The following is a 16,975-nucleotide window of genomic DNA, read 5'->3' as shown; positions in this document are numbered from 1 at the left end:
ACGGCGGGTCGACCGAGGACCCGCCGACGACAAAGGAGCCCACCATGCAGAAGTTCGCCACCCCCGCCGCCGTCACCGCCGTCCTCGACATCGCCGCCGGCCACATCCGCCTCATCGCCACCGACCGCACCGACACCACCGTCGAGATCCGGCCCGCCGACGCCGGCAAGAGCCACGACGTGCGGGCCGCCGAGGACCTTCAGGTCGCCTACGCCGACGGCACCCTGAGCATCACCGCCCCCGAGCCCAAGAACCGCCTCCTGGGCGACTCCGGCGCCGTCGAGATCACCGTCCAACTCCCCGCCGGCTCCCACCTGGACGCCACCACCGCCATCGGCGGACTCCGCGGCGTCGGACGCCTCGGCAACGTCACCGTCGGCGCCCAGCAGGCCACCATCACGCTCGACGAGACCGCCGGCGCCCGCCTCACCGTCCTCGACGGCGACATCACCGTCGGCCGCCTCACCGGCCCCGCCGACCTCACCGCCAAGAAGGGTGACCTCCACGTCACCGAGGCCACCCGCGGCGACCTCACTCTGCGCACCGACCACGGCGACATCACCGTCGGCGCCGCCTCCACCACCTCGGCCACCCTCGACGCCGACACCGCCTACGGCCGCGTCCACAACAGCCTCAACAACAGCGCCGGTGCCGACGCCGCCCTCGCCGTCCGCGCCACCACCGCCTACGGCGACATCACCGCCCGCAGCCTCTGAACATCATCCCCAACGACGAGCAGGGCCTAGGCCGTCGGACCTCATCCAGGGATCCGCGACGATCGTCCGGACGCCCGATGCGGCACCCCCGACCCGGCGGACACCCTTGGGGTGAACCCGCCGAGAAGGAGCGCACGATGTCGTACTTCGAGAACATGCAGTACCCGGAGCCCCGCTACCACGGCGCCACGGGCGAGGTGAACGCGTCCTTCCGTCCGGCCGACACGCCACCGGAAGTCTCCTCGCCCGGCGGATCCACCAGCTACCTCGCCACACAGGAGTCGACCGGCGGCGAATTCGGTCTCTACAAAGGGGTGTTGGGCCCCCGGTCCGCCGGGGCCAAGACCCACTTCCACCGGGCGATGTCGGAGTCCTTCTACATCCTCTCCGGCGAACTGGAGCTGTTCAACGGCGAGAAGTGGGTCACCGGCCGCGAGGGAGACTTCCTGTACGTGCCGGCCGGCGGACTGCACGGCTTCAAGAACGTGACCGACGACCCCGTGTCCATGCTCATGCTCTTCGCCCCGGGCTCCCCGCGCGAGGAGTACTTCGAGCGGGTCGCCGAGATGTCGCGGCGCGGGCCCGAGGAACTCAAGGAGTTCCGCGTCCGCCACGACAGCTACTTCGTGGAGGACTTCGACTTCGGGGCGGGCCGGCGGAGTAGCCGATGACGGAGCCCTACGACGCTGCCGAGCCGGCCACGACCCCGGTCTTCCGCCCCGCCGCCCCCTCCGGCCTCGACCCGACGTGCTCGACGCCCTGGACCGGCGCCGGGAGGAGGCCCGCCGCGCCGGTCTCCCGGCGGGCGTGGAGCGGATCCGGTACGAGTGGACACCTCGGGCGGGCCTTCCCCGGGCGGCGGCCCCGCCACGGGTGCTCTGCCGCGCCGAACCCGACGACGAGGTGTTCGTCGACCTGTTCCGCCGGGTGCTGAGCGGGACGCTCGACGCGGCCTCCCGCAAGGAGGCGGCGCTGCTCGGCGCCGAGGCCCAGGCGCGCGGCGACGTCGACTTCTGCCGCGACGAGATGCCCGGGGACCGGTCCTGGTGGCGGATCGGCCGGACGCCGGACGGCGAGATCCTCGGCTTCGTCCTGCCGTCGCGCAACCAGAACGGCCCAGTGATCGGCCACCTCGGCGTCCTGCCCGAACACCGCGGCCACGGGTACGCGGACGAGATCCTCGCCGAAGCGACGCGGATCCTGGTGGCCGGGGCGGACGCGCGCGTGATCCGCGCCGACACCGACGTGACGAACGTGCCGATGGCCGCGGCCTTCGCCCGCGCGGGCTACCGCGCCACCGGCTGCCGCCTCGTCCTGTCCGCTCCCTGACCGGCCCGTCCGCGCGCCGACCGGACGCCGCGGCCATGCGCCGTGCCCGGCCCCGTTGCAGGATGGGCCCATGCTGCTCGCCCGGCTCGCGCACGTGTCCAAGGAAGTGGCCGCCACCTCGGCGCGCTCCCGGAAGATCGCCCTGCTCGCCGAGCTGTTCCGGGCCGCCGAGCCGGACGACGTGCCGATCGCCATCCCCTATCTGTCGGGCCGGTTGCCGCAGGGGCGCCTCGGGATCGGCTGGAGCACGCTGAAGGACGCGGGCCCGCCCGCCGCCGAGCCGACGCTGACGGTGCGCGGCACCGACGCGGCCCTCACCGCGATCGGCGCGGTCTCCGGCAGCGGTTCACAGGCCGAACGCAGGCGTCTGGTCGCGGAGTTGATGGGGTCCGCGACCGCCGACGAGCAGCGTTTCCTGTTCGGGCTGCTCACCGGTGAGGTGCGTCAGGGCGCGCTGGACGCGGTCGCCGTGGAAGGGCTCGCCGTGGCCACCGGGACGCCCGCGGCCGACGTGCGGCGCGCGGTGATGCTCGCCGGTGCCGTGAGCCCGGTCGCCCAGGCGCTGCTGGCGCGCGGGGCCGACGCGCTGGAGGAGTTCCGGCTGACCGTGGGCCGTCCCGTGCTGCCGATGCTCGCGCACAGCGCCGCCTCGGTCGCCGAGGGCATCGACAAGCTGGGGGCGTGCGCGGTCGAGGAGAAGCTGGACGGCATCCGTGTCCAGGTCCACCGTGACGGAGCGGACGTACGCGTCTACACCCGGACCCTCGACGACATCACCGACCGGCTGCCCGAACTGACCGCCGCCGCGCTCGGCTTGCCGGGGACGCGGTTCATCCTGGACGGCGAGGTCATCGCGCTCGACGGCGAGGGGCGGCCCCGGCCGTTCCAGGAGATCGCCGGCCGCGTCGGGTCCCGCGTCGACGTGGCCGCCGCGGCGGCCGAACTGCCCCTGTCCCCCGTCTTCTTCGACGCCCTGTCCGTGGCCGGGCGCGACCTGCTCGACCTGCCGTTCGCCGAGCGCCACGCGGAGCTGGCGGCCCTGGTGCCCGAGCCGATGCGGGTGCGGCGCGTGCTGGTGGGCGACGCGGCGGACGAGCGGCTGCGCGGCGAGGCGCGGGAGTTCTTCGAGGCGACGCTGGGGCGCGGCCACGAGGGTGTCGTGCTGAAGGGGCTCGACGCGCCCTACAGCGCGGGGCGGCGGGGCGCGTCCTGGCTGAAGGTGAAGCCCGTCCACACCCTCGACCTGGTGGTCCTGGCCGCCGAGTGGGGGCACGGCCGCCGCACCGGCAAGCTGTCGAACCTCCATCTGGGCGCGCGGCGGGACGACGGCACGTACGCGATGCTGGGCAAGACCTTCAAGGGCATGACGGACGTGATGCTCGCCTGGCAGACGGAGCGCCTTCAGGCCCTGGCCGTCTCCGACGACGGCCAGGTGGTGACCGTCCGCCCCGAGCTCGTCGTCGAGATCGCCTACGACGGCCTCCAGAAGTCCACCCGCTATCCGGCGGGCGTCACCCTCCGCTTCGCCCGCGTCGTGCGCTACCGCGAGGACAAGTCCGCCGAACAGGCGGACTCGGTCGACACGGTGCTGGCCCGGCGTAACTCATGATCTTGTGCCGCGTTGGTACTCGACGTCATGAACGTCCAGGTCCCGCGCCCGGTCGCGGGCCCGCGCAGAAGACTCGAGGGTCGCTCGCCATGCACGAGATCACCAAGAAGCTCGCCTCCGTCGTCGGGGCGCTCGCCGCCGCGCTCGGCTGTCTCATCGCCACGGGCCCCTCGGCGGTCGCCGACGGCAAGTGGTGCAACCACTCGGTCTGCATCGAGACGTACGACTCGGGCACCTACCTCGGACGGGTCGAGGTGTCGGTCACCAACACCAACCAGCCGCACCGCATCAGCGCGCGTGTGTGGACGACGAACGGCTGGAGTGCCGACACCAAGGTCGAGGACGTCGCCGCGTTCCGGACCTACCGCGACCAGGCGTACCCCCAGCGGCACTTCCCGGCGGGCACCCGCCTGTGCGCGGAGGGCTTCCGCGGCGGTGCGAGCGTCGGCCTGCCGTGTGTGACGCTCACGGACTGACCTGCGGCCGAGCACACCTCCCGCCCCACCGCGGCCCCGCCCTCGCGCAGGGCCGCGGCACATCCGTGCGATTTTGCCAAGGCTTGGCCCCGATAGGGTGACTCCAGGGGAAGATCATCCATCCATTCGCGCAAGGGGAAAGCTGTGCCCGCTTCACGCCTCAGCCGTACGCCGCTTCCAGGCATCGGCATCCGGTACGACCTGACGACCCGAGAACAGCGACGCCTGTCGGTGGTCGCGCACCGGGACGGCGCCCGGACGTTGAGCGCCTACCGCGCCGACGACCCGGACGCGTGCGCGCTGTCGATGCGGCTGAGCTCGGGCGAGGCCGAGGCGCTCATCGACGCCCTGATGCCCGCGCACCACAGCCCCACGCTCCTGCACACCACCGACCTGGGGCTGGTCGCCGAGCGCGTCCTGCTGTCGGCGACGTCGCACTGGAACGGCCGCCTCCTGGGCGACACCCGGATGCGCACCGAGACCGGGGTCTCGATCGTCGCGGTGCTCCGGCGCGCCGAGGCCTTCCCCTCGCCGGCCCCCGACTTCCGGCTGGCCGGTGGCGACACGCTCATCGTGATCGGCACCCGCGAGGGCGTGGAGACCGCCGCGACGATACTCGGGCGGGAGTGATCGCGTGCATTCCGCTGTCTTTCTGATCGAATTCGGTGCGATCATCCTGGCGCTCGGCCTGCTCGGCAGATTCGCCGGGCGCTTCCAGTTCTCGCCGATCCCGCTGTACCTGCTGGCGGGCCTCGCGTTCGGCGAGGGCGGGCTGCTGCCGCTCGGCGCGAGCGAGGAGTTCGTCGCCATCGGCGCCGAGATCGGCGTCATCCTGCTGCTGCTGATGCTGGGCCTGGAGTACACGGCCAACGACCTCGTCAGCAATCTCAAGACGCAGTACCCGGCCGGTCTCGTCGACTGCACGCTCAACGCGCTGCCCGGCGCCATCGCCGCGCTGCTGATGGGCTGGGGGCCGGTCGCCGCCGTCGTGCTCGCCGGTGTCACCTGGATCTCGTCGTCCGGCGTCATCGCCAAGGTGCTCAACGACCTCGGCCGGGTCGGCAACCGCGAGACGCCCGTCATCCTGAGCATCCTCGTCCTCGAGGACCTGGCGATGGCCATCTACCTGCCCATCATCACCGCCCTGCTGGCGGGTGTCGGCTGGGCCGCGGGCAGCCTCACGCTCGCCATCGCGCTCGGCGCCGCGGGCATCGTCCTGTTCATCGCGGTCCGCTACGGCCGGCTCATCTCGCGGTTCGTCTCCAGCGACGACCCGGAGAAGCTGCTGCTCGTCGTCCTCGGTCTGACCATCCTGGTCGCGGGCATCGCGCAGCAGCTCCAGGTGTCCGCCGCCGTCGGCGCGTTCCTCGTCGGCATCGCGCTGTCGGGCGAGGTCGCCGAGGGCGCGCACTCGCTGCTCGCGCCGCTGCGGGACCTCTTCGCGGCCGTCTTCTTCGTCTTCTTCGGACTGCACACCGATCCGTCGAGCATTCCTCCGGTACTCCTGCCCGCCCTCGCGCTGGCCGTCGTCACCGCGCTCACGAAGATCGCGACCGGCTACTGGGCGTCGCGCCGTGCCGGTGTCTCCGTCAAGGGCCGCTGGCGGGCGGGCGGCGCGCTGGTGGCGCGCGGCGAGTTCTCCATCGTCATCGCGGGGCTCGCGGTCACCGCGGGCATCGAGCCGTCGCTCGGCCCGCTGGCCACGGCGTACGTCCTGATCCTCGTCGTCATCGGTCCGCTGACCGCCCGTTACACGCAGCCCATCGCGGGCTACCTGACCGGTGTGCTGGGCCGTCGCCGGGAGACCACCCCCGAGGCCGCGGCCGTGCCCGGTCCCCGGGAAGCGGCCGAAACCCTGGAGGGCCAGGACGCGGGCGACCGCTCCTAGCCCTCACCTCCCCCGCGTCCCCCGGACGGACCCGGGGCCCAAGGAAGTACCGCCCCGCGCCCCTTGAGGGCGCGGGGCCTCTCCATCTCACCGGATATCCACTCCGTCGCTTTGCCACTTCGTCAGCTTGGTGATGTGACTCTTTGCCGATTGGGCGCTTCATCATCCGGGCACTTCCGGCAACTCCGGGACTCGCCGCCCCTGACCCCATCCCCGCCTGGCACGATGCTCCCCATGACCTCAGGGCCCGCCTTCCGCCTCGCGCGCGCCGCCGTGTTCGCGGCCGTGTGCGTGGTGGCGACCGCCCTGGGACACGCGCTCATGTCCGCCGCCCCGCTGCCCTGGTGGGCGGTGGCGTACGCGTTCGCCGCCACGGCGGCCGCCGCGTGGTGGCTGACCGGGCGCGAGCGCGGGGCGCCGACCGTCATCGGTGCCACGGTCGTCGCGCAGCTGGGCCTGCACGAGCTGTTCGGTCTGGCCCAGCGCATCAGCGGGGCGCCCGCCGGGCACGGAGCGCCCGGCCCGGGAGCCATGTCCGCCTCGGCCGGCGCCGACGGCATGAACCACATGAACCACCCGATGCCGATGTCGGGCATGCCGTCCACGGGCGCCGGGCGGTCCGCCGCCGCTTCCGCCATGCCCGACGAGGGCCTGTCCCACTGGATCATGTCCGTCTTCGGACACAGCGCCTTCGGCATGTTCCTCGCCCACGTCGTCGCCGCGCTGATCTGCGCCCTGTGGCTGTGGCGCGGCGAGGCGGCCGTGTTCCGCACCGGCCGCGCGCTCGCCGCGGCCGTCTTCGTGCCGCTGCGGTTCGTCCTCACGATCCTCGTCGCGGCCCTTCCCCCGGCGCCGCCGCACGTCGGCGCCCTCGTCCCCGTGCCGCGGCTGCGCGGGGTCCTGCTCCAGTACGCCGTCTCCCGCAGAGGTCCACCGGTCCTTCCGGTCTGTTCCTGACACCGCCCGCACCCTCGGTGCCGGGCGGATCTTCGGCATCCGCGCAGCCAGGGGTACCTCCCCGCATGCGCCCGTGCCGCTACCGAACTCCCTTCACCGAAGGACCTTTTGCAATGACTCATGCCCTTTTGCGCTCCGAGCCAGGCGGGGACCTGGCCCGCGACGACCTGATCACCCAGTGGGCGCTGGCCGCCCGCGACGGCGACGCCGAGGCGTTCGAGCGGTTCGTGCGGGCCACCCGCCGCGACGTCTGGCGTTTCGTGGCCCATCTCAGCGGTGACCTGCACGCCGCCGACGACCTGACCCAGGAGACGTATCTGCGGGCCCTGACCGCGCTGCGCGGCTACGCGGCCCGCTCCTGCGCCCGCATCTGGCTGCTCGCCATCGCGCGCCGCACGGTCGCCGACCGCTTCCGCTCGGCGGCGGCCCGGCCGCGCATCGCCGACACCGGGGACTGGCAGGCCGCCGCGGAGCGCGCGCAGCCACGCGGGCTACCCGGCTTCGAGGAGGGCGTCGCCCTGCTCGACCTCCTGGAGGCGCTCGACGCGCCGCGCCGCGAGGCGTTCGTGCTGACCCAGCTCGCCGGGCTGCCGTATGCGGACGCCGCGGCCGCCGTCGGCTGTCCCGTCGGGACCGTGCGCTCGCGGGTGGCGCGCGCACGGGAACGGGTGAGCGCGCTGCTGCTCGCCGCGGACCACGCCGCCTAGCGGACGGCGGTGCCATCCGTGCCGGGGCCTGTGCGCACAGGCCCCGGCACGGGCCCGGCCCCCGGCCTCGGCACAAGGCCCCCACGGGCCGTCGAGGTCCCGGTCGCGGTCCCTGAGCAGTGCGTTTAGCGTGGGGCGGGGGCGTTTGGAGGTCACCATGGACCGCGAAGCCGTACCCGCGCCGGAGCCCACGCCCGTGCCCGATCCCGTGCGCGAGGCCGGTCCGCCGCCCGCCGTGCCGCACATGGGCGGCGGCCGGCACGAGCACCGGTGGCTGATCCTCGCGGTGATCGGCATCGCCCAGCTCATGGTGGTGCTCGACGCGACGATCGTGAACATCGCGCTCCCCTCGGCCCAGCGGGACCTCGGGTTCAGCGACGGCAACCGCCAGTGGATCGTCACCGCGTACGCGCTCGCCTTCGGCTCCCTGCTGCTGCTCGGCGGGCGCATCGCCGACCTCGTGGGGCGCAAGGTCGTCTTCCTCGCCGGTCTCGCGGGATTCGCGCTGGCGTCCGCGCTCGGCGGCGCGGCGAACAGCTTCTCGATGCTGGTGGCGGCCCGCGCGCTGCAGGGCGTGTTCGGCGCGCTCCTCGCGCCCGCGGCGCTGTCGCTGCTGACCACGACGTTCACGGACCCCCGGGAGCGCGCCAAGGCCTTCGGCATCTACGGCGCCATCGCGGGAGCGGGCGGCGCGGTGGGGCTGCTGCTCGGCGGCGTCCTGACCGAGTACCTGAACTGGCGCTGGTGCCTGTACGTCAACCTCGCGTTCGCCGTGGTCGCCATGGTCGGCGGCGCGCGGCTGCTGCACGCGGGCGCCCCGCCGGACCGGCCCAAGCTGGACGTGCCCGGCACGCTGCTCGTCTCGGCGGGTCTCTTCTGCATCGTCTACGGCTTCTCCAACGCCGAGACCCACGCGTGGGGCGACGCGCAGACCTGGGGCTTCCTGGTCGTCGGCGCCGTCCTGCTCGTCGCGTTCGCGTGGTGGCAGACGCGCGCCACGCATCCGCTGCTGCCGCTGCGGGTCGTCCTCGACCGGGACCGCGGCGCGTCGTTCCTCGCGATGTTCATCTCGGGCGCCGGCATGTTCGGGGTGTTCCTGTTCCTCACGTACTACCTCCAGCAGATCCTGGACTACACGCCCGTCAAGACCGGTCTCGCGTTCCTGCCGATGGTCGCGGTGATGGTGGTCGCCTCGGTCGTGACCACGAACAACCTGGTGCCCCGCTTCGGCGCGAAGCCGATCGTGCCGCTGGGCATGGGCCTGTCGGCGGCCGGCATGGCCTGGCTCACCGCCCTGGACGTGACCAGCGGGTACGCCGCGCACGTGCTGCCGCCGCTGCTGGTGGCGGGCCTGGGACTCGGCCTCATCTTCGCCCCCGCGATGAGCATGGCCACGGCCGGTGTCGCGGCCCACGACGCGGGCGTGGCCTCGGCGATGGTCAACACCAGCCAGCAGGTGGGCGGTTCGATCGGCACGGCCCTGCTGAACACGCTCGCCACCACGGCGGCGTCGAACTACCTCGTGGGCAAGCAGCCGACGCCCGAGGTGCAGGCACAGGCCGCGATGAACTCCTACTCGACGGCGTATTGGTGGTCGGCGCTCTTCTTCGCCGTCGGTCTGGTCGTTACGGTCGTTCTGTACCGCAGAGGGGCGCCGGTCCCCACGGAGACGGGCAGCGGCGCGGTCCACATGTGACGGTCCACCGGGCGACGCGCGGGCCCGGGGACGCCGACAGGCGGGATGGCAGGGGATGGCTTCGGGTCCGGCTCGGGAAAGGGTCACGGCTCCCGGTGAGGGAGACGGTGTCGCGCTGGCCTCGGCGCGCGGCCGGTGGATCCTCACGTGCGCGGTGCTGGCGTCGGGCATGGCGATGCTCGACGGGACGGTGGTCAACGTCGCCCTGCCCACCCTCGGCAAGGACCTGGACGCCTCGATCTCGGCCCTGCAGTGGGTCGTCAACGCGTACATGCTCACGCTCTCGGCGCTGCTCCTGCTCGGCGGGGCGCTCGGCGACCGCATCGGGCGGCGGCGCACGCTGGTCATCGGCGTGGTGTGGTTCGCGGCGGCGTCCGCGCTGTGCGGGCTCGCCCAGGACGCGGGGATGCTCATCGCGGCGCGCACGCTGCAGGGCGTCGGCGGCGCGCTCCTGACGCCGGGTTCGCTGGCGCTGGTGCGCTCCTCGTTCCGCACCGACGACCAGGCCCGCGCGGTCGGCGCCTGGTCGGGGCTCGGCGGCGTGGCGGGGGCCATCGGTCCGTTCCTCGGCGGCTGGCTGATCGACGGGCCCGGCTGGCGGTGGATCTTCCTGATCAACGTGCCGCTGGCCGCGCTGGTGCTGTGGGCGGTGCGGCACGTGCCGGAGAGCCGCGACGAGGAGGCGGCTCGACGGCCGTTCGACGTGACCGGCGCCTGTCTGGCGGCGCTGTTCCTCGCGGGCATCAGCTTCGCGCTGATCGGCGCGTCCGGTGACACGTCGACGGCCGCGACGGTCCTGCCGGGTCTCCTGGGCCTCGCGGCGGGCGCGGTCTTCGTGGTGGTCGAGCACCGCGCGCGGTATCCGATGCTGCCCCTCGAACTGTTCCGCTCACGGCTGTTCACCGCGGCGAACGTGATGACGCTGTGCCTGTACGCGGCGATCGGCGGCATCCTGTTCATGCTGCCGGTGCAGTTGCAGACCACCCTCGGGTACGACGCCCTGCAAGCGGGCACGGCGACGCTGCCGATCACGGTCCTGATGCTGCTGCTCTCGGCGTCCGCCGGTGATCTGGCGCGTCGCCTGGGCCCACGGTTGCCGCTCCTCGTGGGGCCGCTGGTGGCGGCGGCCGGGGTGCTGCTGATGCTGCGGGTACGGCCCGGCGCGGCGTACGTCACCGAGGTGCTGCCCGCGGTCGTCGTGCTCGGTCTCGGCATGAGCCTGTTCGTGGCGCCGCTGACGGCGACCGTGCTCGCCTCGGTGGACGCGAGCCGCGCGGGGCTCGCCAGCGGGGTCAACAACACGGCGGCCCGCATCGCGCAGCTCCTCGTGGTGGCCGGGCTGCCGCTCGCGGTCGGCCTGTCCGGTACGGCGTACGCGGATCCGGACGCGCTGAACACGGCCTTCGGCAAGGCGGCGGTGGGGTGCGCGGCGCTGTTCGTCCTGGCGTCGGCGGCCGCCGCGGTGTTCGTCCGGCCGAGCCCGACCGCCTGGCACGACGAACGCGGCAACGCACCGCAGTGCAAGACCTGCCTGGGCGTGAACGCACCGCCGTTGGAGCCGGGCGAGCGGGGCTAGCGGGTGTGCCGGCGCTCCGGTGCCGCGACGCCCCCGATGGCGGTGACACTGACGAGCGTTCCGCGGGACGACCGCGGCTCGGGCCGGACCACCGCGGCTACGGCTGCGTCTCGCGTACGAAGAGCGTGACCGAGACGCTCGCCTCGAAGCCGTTGCGCCGCATCAGCGCGGCCGACGCGGTGTTGCGGGACTCGACGTCCGTCACGACGGCGCTCGCGCCCGCCTCCGTGAGCGTCGCGCAGCAGGCCTTGACCAGGCGGCTCGCGACGCCCCGCCCCTGGTACTCGGGGGCGCTCGCGATCCACTCCAGGTTGCCCCAGTCGGCGCGCTGGTCGAAGCCCATCGAGCCGAGCACGAACCCCGCGAGCCGGTCCCCGTCGAGGGCGACCCAGCAGGCGGACGCCTCGCCGTCCATGTGTCCGGCGATCGCCGACAGCGACCACGACGTGTACGGCTTCACGGAGGTGTCGTAGACGCGGTGGCCCAGGGCGAGGACGTCGGCCAGATGGGTGGCCGCCATCGGTGCGACGCCGATGGCCGGCCGGTCCGGCGCTGCGGGGGTGGTCATGGGGCCTCCCAGGGGCGGGCGCGGTGCTCGGGCGCGGCCGCGCGCACCTCACGCTATGAGGCGGCCGGTGCGCGCGCACGCGGAAGCGGCGCAGGTGGGCGGCGGTACGGCCGCGCCCACGAGCGGCGCGGGCGGCTCCGGGCGCCCCGCGGACGACGGCTCCCGAGCGTCTAGCGTGCGCCAACTTCCGCGTACCGCAGCAGGTTTGACCGGTTGGACGCGCGTCCAAAACGCCACCGCGCAGCCCTTATGGTGTACCGCATGTCCGTTCCTGAGCTGATCCGCATCGTCTCCCGCTCCTCCCCCATGGCCCTCGCCCAGGTGGAGCGCGTCCGCACCGAGCTCGCCGCGCTGCACCCCGGCATCCGCACCGAGGTCGTGCCGGTCACCACCTCCGGGGACCGCTGGATGGGAGACCTGGCGGCGCTCGGCGGCAAGGGGGCGTTCACCAAGGAGGTCGACGCGGCGCTGCTCGCCGGTGAGGCGGATCTGGCGGTGCACTGCGTCAAGGACGTGCCCGCGGACCGGCCGCTGCCCGCCGGCACCACGTTCGCCGCCTTCCTCAAGCGGGACGACATCCGGGACGCACTCATCCACCCGGACGGGCTCACCCTCGACGAGCTGCCCGCGGGCACCCGCATCGGCACGTCCTCGGTCCGCCGCGTGGCGCAGCTCGCCGCCTCGCACCCGGAGTTGACCTGCGTACCGATGCGCGGCAACGCGGGCCGTCGCCTCGCCAAGCTCGCCGCGGGCGACGCCGACGCGCTGCTGCTCGCCCAGTCGGGCCTGGAGCGCATCGGCCGCCCCGACCTGGCCAGCGAGATCCTGTCGGTGGAGACGATGTGCCCGCCGATCGGCGCGGGCATCCTCGCCCTGCAGTGCCGCGAGGACGACACCGCGACCATCGACGCGGTGTCGGACCTCGGTGACCGGGACGCCTGGCGCGAGGCGACGGCCGAGCGCATGTTCCTGCACGTGCTGCAGGGGCACTGCAATTCGCCGATCGCCGGGTACGCGCGCTCCGAGCGCGGCGGCGATCTGTCCCTGCGGGCCTGTGTGTTCACGCCCGACGGCAAGACGGTCCTCAACGCGCACGAATGGGCGGGCCCGCTCGACCCGGCGACCCTCGGCACGTCCGTGGCCGTCGCGCTGCTGCGCCAGGGCGCCCGCGAGCTGATCGACGGCATCGCCCACTGAGTGCGCGGTCAGCCGTCGCCGGGCGGCGGGTGACCGTCCGCCCGGCGCGCGGCGGGCGAAGGGTCACACGTCGCGCGGCAGGTGCTTCGCGCGCCGGCGCATCTGGAACCCCGTGATGATCTCGGCCACTCCGACACCGATCAGCATGCAGCCGCCCAGCACGGTGAGGACGGCCACGGAGTCGAAGGGGGAGACGATCAGGACGCACCCGGCGAGGACGCTCACGACGCCGGTGAAGGCCTGCCAGCCACGGGCGGGCATCTCCGGGTCGGAGAGGGCCGCGATGGTCAGCGCGAGCCCCCGGAAGAGCCAGCCGATGCCGATCCACAGGGCAAGCAGCAGGATCGACTGCAGCGCGCCGCGGAAACAGAGCAGGCCCAGCAGCACGCCCAGGGCACCGCTGATGAAGGCGAGCACCCGCATCGGGCCCGACACATGGGTGCCGAACGCGGAGACGATCTGGAAGATGCCGCTGACCAGCAGATAGGCGCCGAAGAAGGCACCGGCGACCAGCAGGGTGGCGCCGGGCCAGCACAGCACGAGAACGCCGAGGACCAGGGCCAGCACGCCCGAGACGAGCACGTACTGCCAGGCGCTGCGGGCGAGCCTGTTCAAGGGGCCGCTCTGCCGGGGCGGGGTGGCCGAGGGAGCCGGGGTGGCGGTATCCATGGGGCAAGCCTCGCCGGGGCGGTTCGGCGGGACCAGCGCGGGACGGTCCGGCGCCCGCCCCGTGCGGCCGTGACGGCCGCGCGACAACGCCCCGAAGTCGGTGCCGCGGCGGGGGCGGGGAGCCCCGGCGCACGGCCCCGCGACGGCACGGCCGGATACGACCACCTGGGTGACGGGCGTGCCCGCCCCCGGCCGACGCCGCACGCGAGCCGTCATTCCGCGCGCCACCGTCCACGTTGTGGGCGGCGAGGTGGCGGATCTCCGCTCCCGTAGGAGATCACCGCAGGTCAGAGCGGTGCCCGTGAAAGCTTCAGGTGGCGCAATGCTGCCGCAACACCATCGGCGGGACCGCGCCGGTACGTTCCCTGCCATGCCAGCCGAACGCATCCCCGCCTCGCTTCCCGTCGCCGCCGCGCGGCGTCGGCGGCTGCGTGCGGACCAGGCCCGGCAACTCGCCGACCTGCTGCGCCGCCAGATCCTGTCGGGCGGATTCTCCTCCGGCGTCCTGCCGCTTGAGGACACCATCGCCACCGACTACGGGGCCAGCCGCAACACCGTCCGGCAGGCCCTCGACCTGCTGCGCGGCGAGCAGCTCGTGGAGCGGAAGGCCGGCGTCGGCACGGTCGTGGTCGGCGAGAAGTACGCCCACGGACTCGACCGGCTGCAGGGCCTGGCCGAGACCCTGCACGAGCACGGCCGGGTGACCAACGAGGTCCGTACCGTCGGACCGGTCACCGCCCCGGGGCCGGTGGCCCACCGCCTGGGACTGCCCGACCACACCGACGTGCTCTGTATCGAGCGGCTGCGCCGCCTGGGCGGACTGCCGCTCTCCCTGGACCTGTCCTACCTGCCCATGGACGTGGGCGGTGAGCTGCTCGGCTGCGACCTGGAGAACACGGACGTGTTCCTGCTCCTGGAGGAGCTGACCGGCGGTCCGCTGGGGCACGCCGAGATCACCCTCGAGGCCGTGAACGCCGACGCCCACTCCGCCGCCGTCCTGGAGGCTCCGCGCGGGAGCGCGGTCCTGATGCTGGAGCGGCTGACCCATCTGCCCGACGGACGGCCGGTCGACCTGGAGTTCATCCGCTTCCGGGGTGACCGCATCACCATGAGCGGCCTGCTGCGCCGCTCCGTCTGACCCCTACCGCCCGATCGCGCCCCCTCCCCCGATCACTCCCTCTCTTCCTTCCCTCTCGCCCTTTCCTGGAGACAGCCATGCCTGTTGTCCCGCAGCGCTCCGACGTGCCCGTGACCATCGACGAGTCCCGGTGCATCGACGGCTGCACGCTCTGCGTCGACATGTGTCCGCTCGACTCGCTCGCGATCCGCGAGGACGACGGCAAGGCGTACATGCACGTCGACGAGTGCTGGTACTGCGGCCCGTGCGCGGCCCGGTGTCCCACCGGCGCGGTCACCGTCAACATGCCCTACTTGCTCCGGTGAAAGGCCCGACTCCCATGACAGGCAAGCCCGTCGTCCCACGCGCCCGGCTGCTGCCGGGCGCCCTTCCGCTCGCCCTGCTGCTCCCGCTGGCCACGGCGTGCGGCGCCACCGCGGGCGCCGACGAGCCCGGCACGGTGAACGTCACCGTCGGATACCAGTCGAAGACCATCAACACCGTCACCGCCGGCACTCTCCTGCGCTCCCTCGGCTACTTCGAGGAGGAACTCGCGGCACGCGGCAAACGCGACGGCAGGACCTACAAGGTCACGTGGCAGGACTACGCCACGGGCGCGCCGATCACCGCGCAGATGACCGCGGGAAAGATCGACATCGGATCGATGGGCGACTTCCCGCTGCTCATCAACGCGGCCCGCGGCAAGCAGCTGCGCCAGCCCACGCGGCTCGTCTCCGTCACCGGCTACAACCTGCGCGGCGGCCTCAACACCGTGGTGACCAGGCCTGACTCACCCCTGCGTTCGCTCGCCGACCTCCGGGGCAAGAAGGTGTCCACCAGCGTCGGGTCGGCCGCCGACGGCACCCTGGTCCGGGCCCTGCGCAAGGCCGGGCTCGACCCTGACGAGGACATCAGCAAGCTCAACCAGCAGCCGAGTGTCGGAGCTTCCGCCCTGACCGGGGGCAGCGCCGACGCGCTGTCCCAGTTCGTCGCCTGGCCCGGCCAGTTGGCGTACGAGGGGAAGGCGCAGGCCCTGTACGACGGGGCCGACCTGAACCTGCCGACCTTCCACGGCGTCACCGTTCGGGAGGAGTTCGCCAAGGAGCGCGCCGGAGTCCTCGACGACTTCCTCACGGCGCAGCGCCGCGCCACCGAGCACCTGAGGAAAGAGCCCGTCGCCGCCGCGGAGTCGGTGGCCAGGGAGACGGGGCTGCCCGCCGAGGTGGTCTATCTCTACAACGGGGCCCACGGCATCGCCACCTTCGACCAGGCGCTGCGCCCGGAGCTGATCGCCGCGCTGAAGAAGGACGTACCGATCCTCAAGGCGGCGAAGCTGGTCGGCGATGTCGACGTGGACGCCTTCGTGGACCCGGGGCCCCTCCGGCGGGCCGGCCGTTCCCCCGCGTATCCGAAGGCGGGCCCCGCGAAACCGGAGCTGTGGCTCAAGGGCCGCGGCACCACCCGCACCTTCGACACCCCGAAGCAGCTCCTCAAGGCCGCCCGGGGTGCCGAGGTACGCGCCGCGTACGTGCCGGACGCGCTGACCGGCACCCTGTGGTTCGCCGACCGGGCGGTCTGGGTCGCGGACGGTTCGAAGCTGCGCGCCTTCGTCACCGCGAGCCATGCGAAGACGTACGTCTCCCGGCACGCCGGCGCCCGCGTCATCGGCTACGCGGACGCCGTGCGGCGCGCGTCATGAGCGCGGGACGCGGCCTGGTCCGGCTGGCCTCGCTGGTCGCGGCCCTCGGGCTCTGGCAGCTGCTGACCTCCCTCGACGTCGAACTGTGGCTGCGGTTCGGGCAGTTCCCCACGGTCGGCGAGGTGGCGGCCGCCTTCGGGGATCGGGTCGGCACCGCCCCGTACTGGCAGGATCTCGGCCACAGTCTGCGCCGCGTCGTCGTCGGTTTTCTGCTCGCCGCCGTCCTCGGGGTGGCCGCGGGTACGGCGATCGCCCGCTCGCGGTGGGCCGCCGACGTGCTCGGGCCGCTGATCGAGGTGGCACGGCCGGTCCCGGCGATCGCCCTGGTCCCGGTGGCGATCCTGCTGCTGCCCACCAACGAGCAGGGCATCGTGTTCATCACCTTCACCGCGGCGTTCTTCCCGGTCCTGGTCTCCACGCGCCACGCGGTGCGCGCGCTCGCCCCCGTATGGGAGGAGGCCGTGGTCACCATGGGCGGCGGGCGGCTGCGGGTGCTGCTCTCCGTGGTCCTGCCCGGCGCGCTGCCGGGCGTCTTCGGCGGGCTCTCCGTGGGCATCGGCGTCGGCTGGATCTGTGTGATCTCCGCGGAGATGATCTCCGGCGAGTACGGAGTGGGCTACCGCACCTGGCAGGACTACACGGTCGTCGACTATCCCGGCGTGTTCGTCGGCATGGTCACCATCGGCGCGCTCGGCTGGCTCACCTCCACGGCGGTGGAGTTCCTGGGCCGCCGTGCCACGTCCTGGCTGCCGCGTCCGCCCGGGCGGACGC

General features: G+C 73.2%; 18 protein-coding genes. 16 read left to right on the top strand and 2 right to left on the bottom strand.

The genetic code is table 11. The features are described 5' to 3' along the window. Positions 1 to 44 precede the first annotated feature (44 nt). From AOK22_RS06535 to AOK22_RS06485, 11 genes are all read left to right on the top strand, one after another. Positions 45 to 716 (top strand): DUF4097 family beta strand repeat-containing protein, encoded by a 672-nt coding sequence (locus tag AOK22_RS06535; protein ID WP_055697616.1) that lies wholly within the window; start codon positions 45 to 47, stop codon positions 714 to 716. A 137-nt stretch (positions 717 to 853) separates the two neighbouring features. Beyond that, positions 854 to 1,387, top strand: a complete 534-nt coding sequence (locus AOK22_RS06530) for a cupin domain-containing protein (protein WP_055697615.1) — start codon at positions 854 to 856, stop codon at positions 1,385 to 1,387. A 76-nt stretch (positions 1,388 to 1,463) separates the two neighbouring features. Further along, positions 1,464 to 2,045, top strand: a complete 582-nt coding sequence (locus tag AOK22_RS06525) for a GNAT family N-acetyltransferase (RefSeq protein WP_055697614.1) — start codon at positions 1,464 to 1,466, stop codon at positions 2,043 to 2,045. A 70-nt stretch (positions 2,046 to 2,115) separates the two neighbouring features. After that, positions 2,116 to 3,654, top strand: coding sequence for an ATP-dependent DNA ligase (locus AOK22_RS06520; protein ID WP_055697613.1), 1,539 nt, complete (start codon positions 2,116 to 2,118; stop codon positions 3,652 to 3,654). Between the two features lie 89 nt (positions 3,655 to 3,743). After that, entirely contained in the window at positions 3,744 to 4,130 is a 387-nt protein-coding gene (locus AOK22_RS06515) for a hypothetical protein (protein WP_055697612.1), read from the top strand. Positions 4,131 to 4,274: 144 nt separating this feature from the next. Then, entirely contained in the window at positions 4,275 to 4,760 is a 486-nt protein-coding gene (locus AOK22_RS06510) for a cation:proton antiporter regulatory subunit (protein ID WP_055697611.1), read from the top strand. A 4-nt stretch (positions 4,761 to 4,764) separates the two neighbouring features. Beyond that, positions 4,765 to 6,018 carry a cation:proton antiporter gene (locus AOK22_RS06505; RefSeq protein WP_055697610.1) on the top strand — a complete coding sequence of 418 codons (1,254 nt, stop codon included), beginning with the start codon at positions 4,765 to 4,767 and terminating at the stop codon, positions 6,016 to 6,018. 234 nt (positions 6,019 to 6,252) lie between these two features. After that, on the top strand, positions 6,253 to 6,975 hold the full coding sequence (locus tag AOK22_RS06500) for a hypothetical protein (protein WP_107101870.1): 723 nt from the start codon (positions 6,253 to 6,255) through the stop codon (positions 6,973 to 6,975). Between the two features lie 113 nt (positions 6,976 to 7,088). Continuing rightward, complete coding sequence (locus tag AOK22_RS06495; RefSeq protein WP_055697608.1) at positions 7,089 to 7,682, top strand: sigma-70 family RNA polymerase sigma factor; 594 nt, start codon at positions 7,089 to 7,091, stop codon at positions 7,680 to 7,682. 157 nt (positions 7,683 to 7,839) lie between these two features. Next, positions 7,840 to 9,378: an MFS transporter gene (locus AOK22_RS06490; protein ID WP_079036383.1), complete on the top strand. Its 1,539-nt coding sequence runs from the start codon at positions 7,840 to 7,842 to the stop codon at positions 9,376 to 9,378. Positions 9,379 to 9,433: 55 nt separating this feature from the next. Further along, complete coding sequence (locus tag AOK22_RS06485) at positions 9,434 to 10,954, top strand: MFS transporter (RefSeq protein ID WP_055697607.1); 1,521 nt, start codon at positions 9,434 to 9,436, stop codon at positions 10,952 to 10,954. Positions 10,955 to 11,051: 97 nt separating this feature from the next. Here AOK22_RS06485 and AOK22_RS06480 read toward each other — a convergent pair whose 3' ends face one another. Continuing rightward, positions 11,052 to 11,522 (bottom strand): GNAT family N-acetyltransferase, encoded by a 471-nt coding sequence (locus AOK22_RS06480; protein WP_055697606.1) that lies wholly within the window; start codon positions 11,520 to 11,522, stop codon positions 11,052 to 11,054. A 261-nt stretch (positions 11,523 to 11,783) separates the two neighbouring features. On the opposite strand from AOK22_RS06480, the gene hemC reads away from it, so the two are divergent. After that, positions 11,784 to 12,719, top strand: a complete 936-nt coding sequence (hemC, locus tag AOK22_RS06475) for a hydroxymethylbilane synthase (RefSeq protein ID WP_055697640.1) — start codon at positions 11,784 to 11,786, stop codon at positions 12,717 to 12,719. A gap of 63 nt (positions 12,720 to 12,782) precedes the next feature. Here the strand turns inward: hemC and AOK22_RS06470 are convergent, their stop codons facing one another. After that, entirely contained in the window at positions 12,783 to 13,388 is a 606-nt protein-coding gene (locus AOK22_RS06470; RefSeq protein WP_055697605.1) for an HdeD family acid-resistance protein, read from the bottom strand. A 370-nt stretch (positions 13,389 to 13,758) separates the two neighbouring features. Here AOK22_RS06470 and AOK22_RS06465 point away from each other — a divergent pair, with 370 nt between their 5' ends. The 4 genes from AOK22_RS06465 to AOK22_RS06450 form a co-directional block, all read left to right on the top strand. Further along, complete coding sequence (locus AOK22_RS06465) at positions 13,759 to 14,526, top strand: GntR family transcriptional regulator (protein WP_055697604.1); 768 nt, start codon at positions 13,759 to 13,761, stop codon at positions 14,524 to 14,526. A gap of 77 nt (positions 14,527 to 14,603) precedes the next feature. Then, positions 14,604 to 14,831, top strand: a complete 228-nt coding sequence (locus tag AOK22_RS06460) for a 4Fe-4S dicluster domain-containing protein (protein ID WP_055697603.1) — start codon at positions 14,604 to 14,606, stop codon at positions 14,829 to 14,831. 14 nt (positions 14,832 to 14,845) lie between these two features. Then, positions 14,846 to 16,204, top strand: coding sequence for an ABC transporter substrate-binding protein (locus AOK22_RS06455; protein ID WP_055697602.1), 1,359 nt, complete (start codon positions 14,846 to 14,848; stop codon positions 16,202 to 16,204). Beyond that, on the top strand, positions 16,201 to 16,975 hold a 775-nt coding region (locus tag AOK22_RS06450; protein WP_055697601.1), incomplete at its 3' end, for an ABC transporter permease. The genes AOK22_RS06455 and AOK22_RS06450, both read left to right, overlap by 4 nt.

The sequence above is a fragment of the Streptomyces silaceus genome (assembly GCF_001419745.1).
Classification (GTDB): Bacteria; Actinomycetota; Actinomycetes; order Streptomycetales; family Streptomycetaceae; genus Streptomyces; species Streptomyces silaceus.
Note: the sequence above shows the minus strand (reverse complement) of the source record. Positions and strands in the feature narration are given on the sequence as shown.

Bases quoted from the DNA above. Each gene is read 5' to 3' on its own strand.
- AOK22_RS06470 (WP_055697605.1), bottom strand. From the start codon at position 13,388: ATGGATACCGCCACCCCGGCTCCCTCGGCCACCCCGCCCCGGCAGAGC.
- AOK22_RS06495 (WP_055697608.1), top strand. From the start codon at position 7,089: ATGACTCATGCCCTTTTGCGCTCCGAGCCAGGCGGGGACCTGGCCCGC.
- AOK22_RS06500 (WP_107101870.1), top strand. From the start codon at position 6,253: ATGACCTCAGGGCCCGCCTTCCGCCTCGCGCGCGCCGCCGTGTTCGCG.
- hemC (WP_055697640.1), top strand. From the start codon at position 11,784: ATGTCCGTTCCTGAGCTGATCCGCATCGTCTCCCGCTCCTCCCCCATG.
- AOK22_RS06515 (WP_055697612.1), top strand. From the start codon at position 3,744: ATGCACGAGATCACCAAGAAGCTCGCCTCCGTCGTCGGGGCGCTCGCC.
- AOK22_RS06460 (WP_055697603.1), top strand. From the start codon at position 14,604: ATGCCTGTTGTCCCGCAGCGCTCCGACGTGCCCGTGACCATCGACGAG.
- AOK22_RS06485 (WP_055697607.1), top strand. From the start codon at position 9,434: ATGGCTTCGGGTCCGGCTCGGGAAAGGGTCACGGCTCCCGGTGAGGGA.
- AOK22_RS06465 (WP_055697604.1), top strand. From the start codon at position 13,759: ATGCCAGCCGAACGCATCCCCGCCTCGCTTCCCGTCGCCGCCGCGCGG.
- AOK22_RS06490 (WP_079036383.1), top strand. From the start codon at position 7,840: ATGGACCGCGAAGCCGTACCCGCGCCGGAGCCCACGCCCGTGCCCGAT.
- AOK22_RS06455 (WP_055697602.1), top strand. From the start codon at position 14,846: ATGACAGGCAAGCCCGTCGTCCCACGCGCCCGGCTGCTGCCGGGCGCC.
- AOK22_RS06520 (WP_055697613.1), top strand. From the start codon at position 2,116: ATGCTGCTCGCCCGGCTCGCGCACGTGTCCAAGGAAGTGGCCGCCACC.
- AOK22_RS06530 (WP_055697615.1), top strand. From the start codon at position 854: ATGTCGTACTTCGAGAACATGCAGTACCCGGAGCCCCGCTACCACGGC.
- AOK22_RS06535 (WP_055697616.1), top strand. From the start codon at position 45: ATGCAGAAGTTCGCCACCCCCGCCGCCGTCACCGCCGTCCTCGACATC.
- AOK22_RS06480 (WP_055697606.1), bottom strand. From the start codon at position 11,522: ATGACCACCCCCGCAGCGCCGGACCGGCCGGCCATCGGCGTCGCACCG.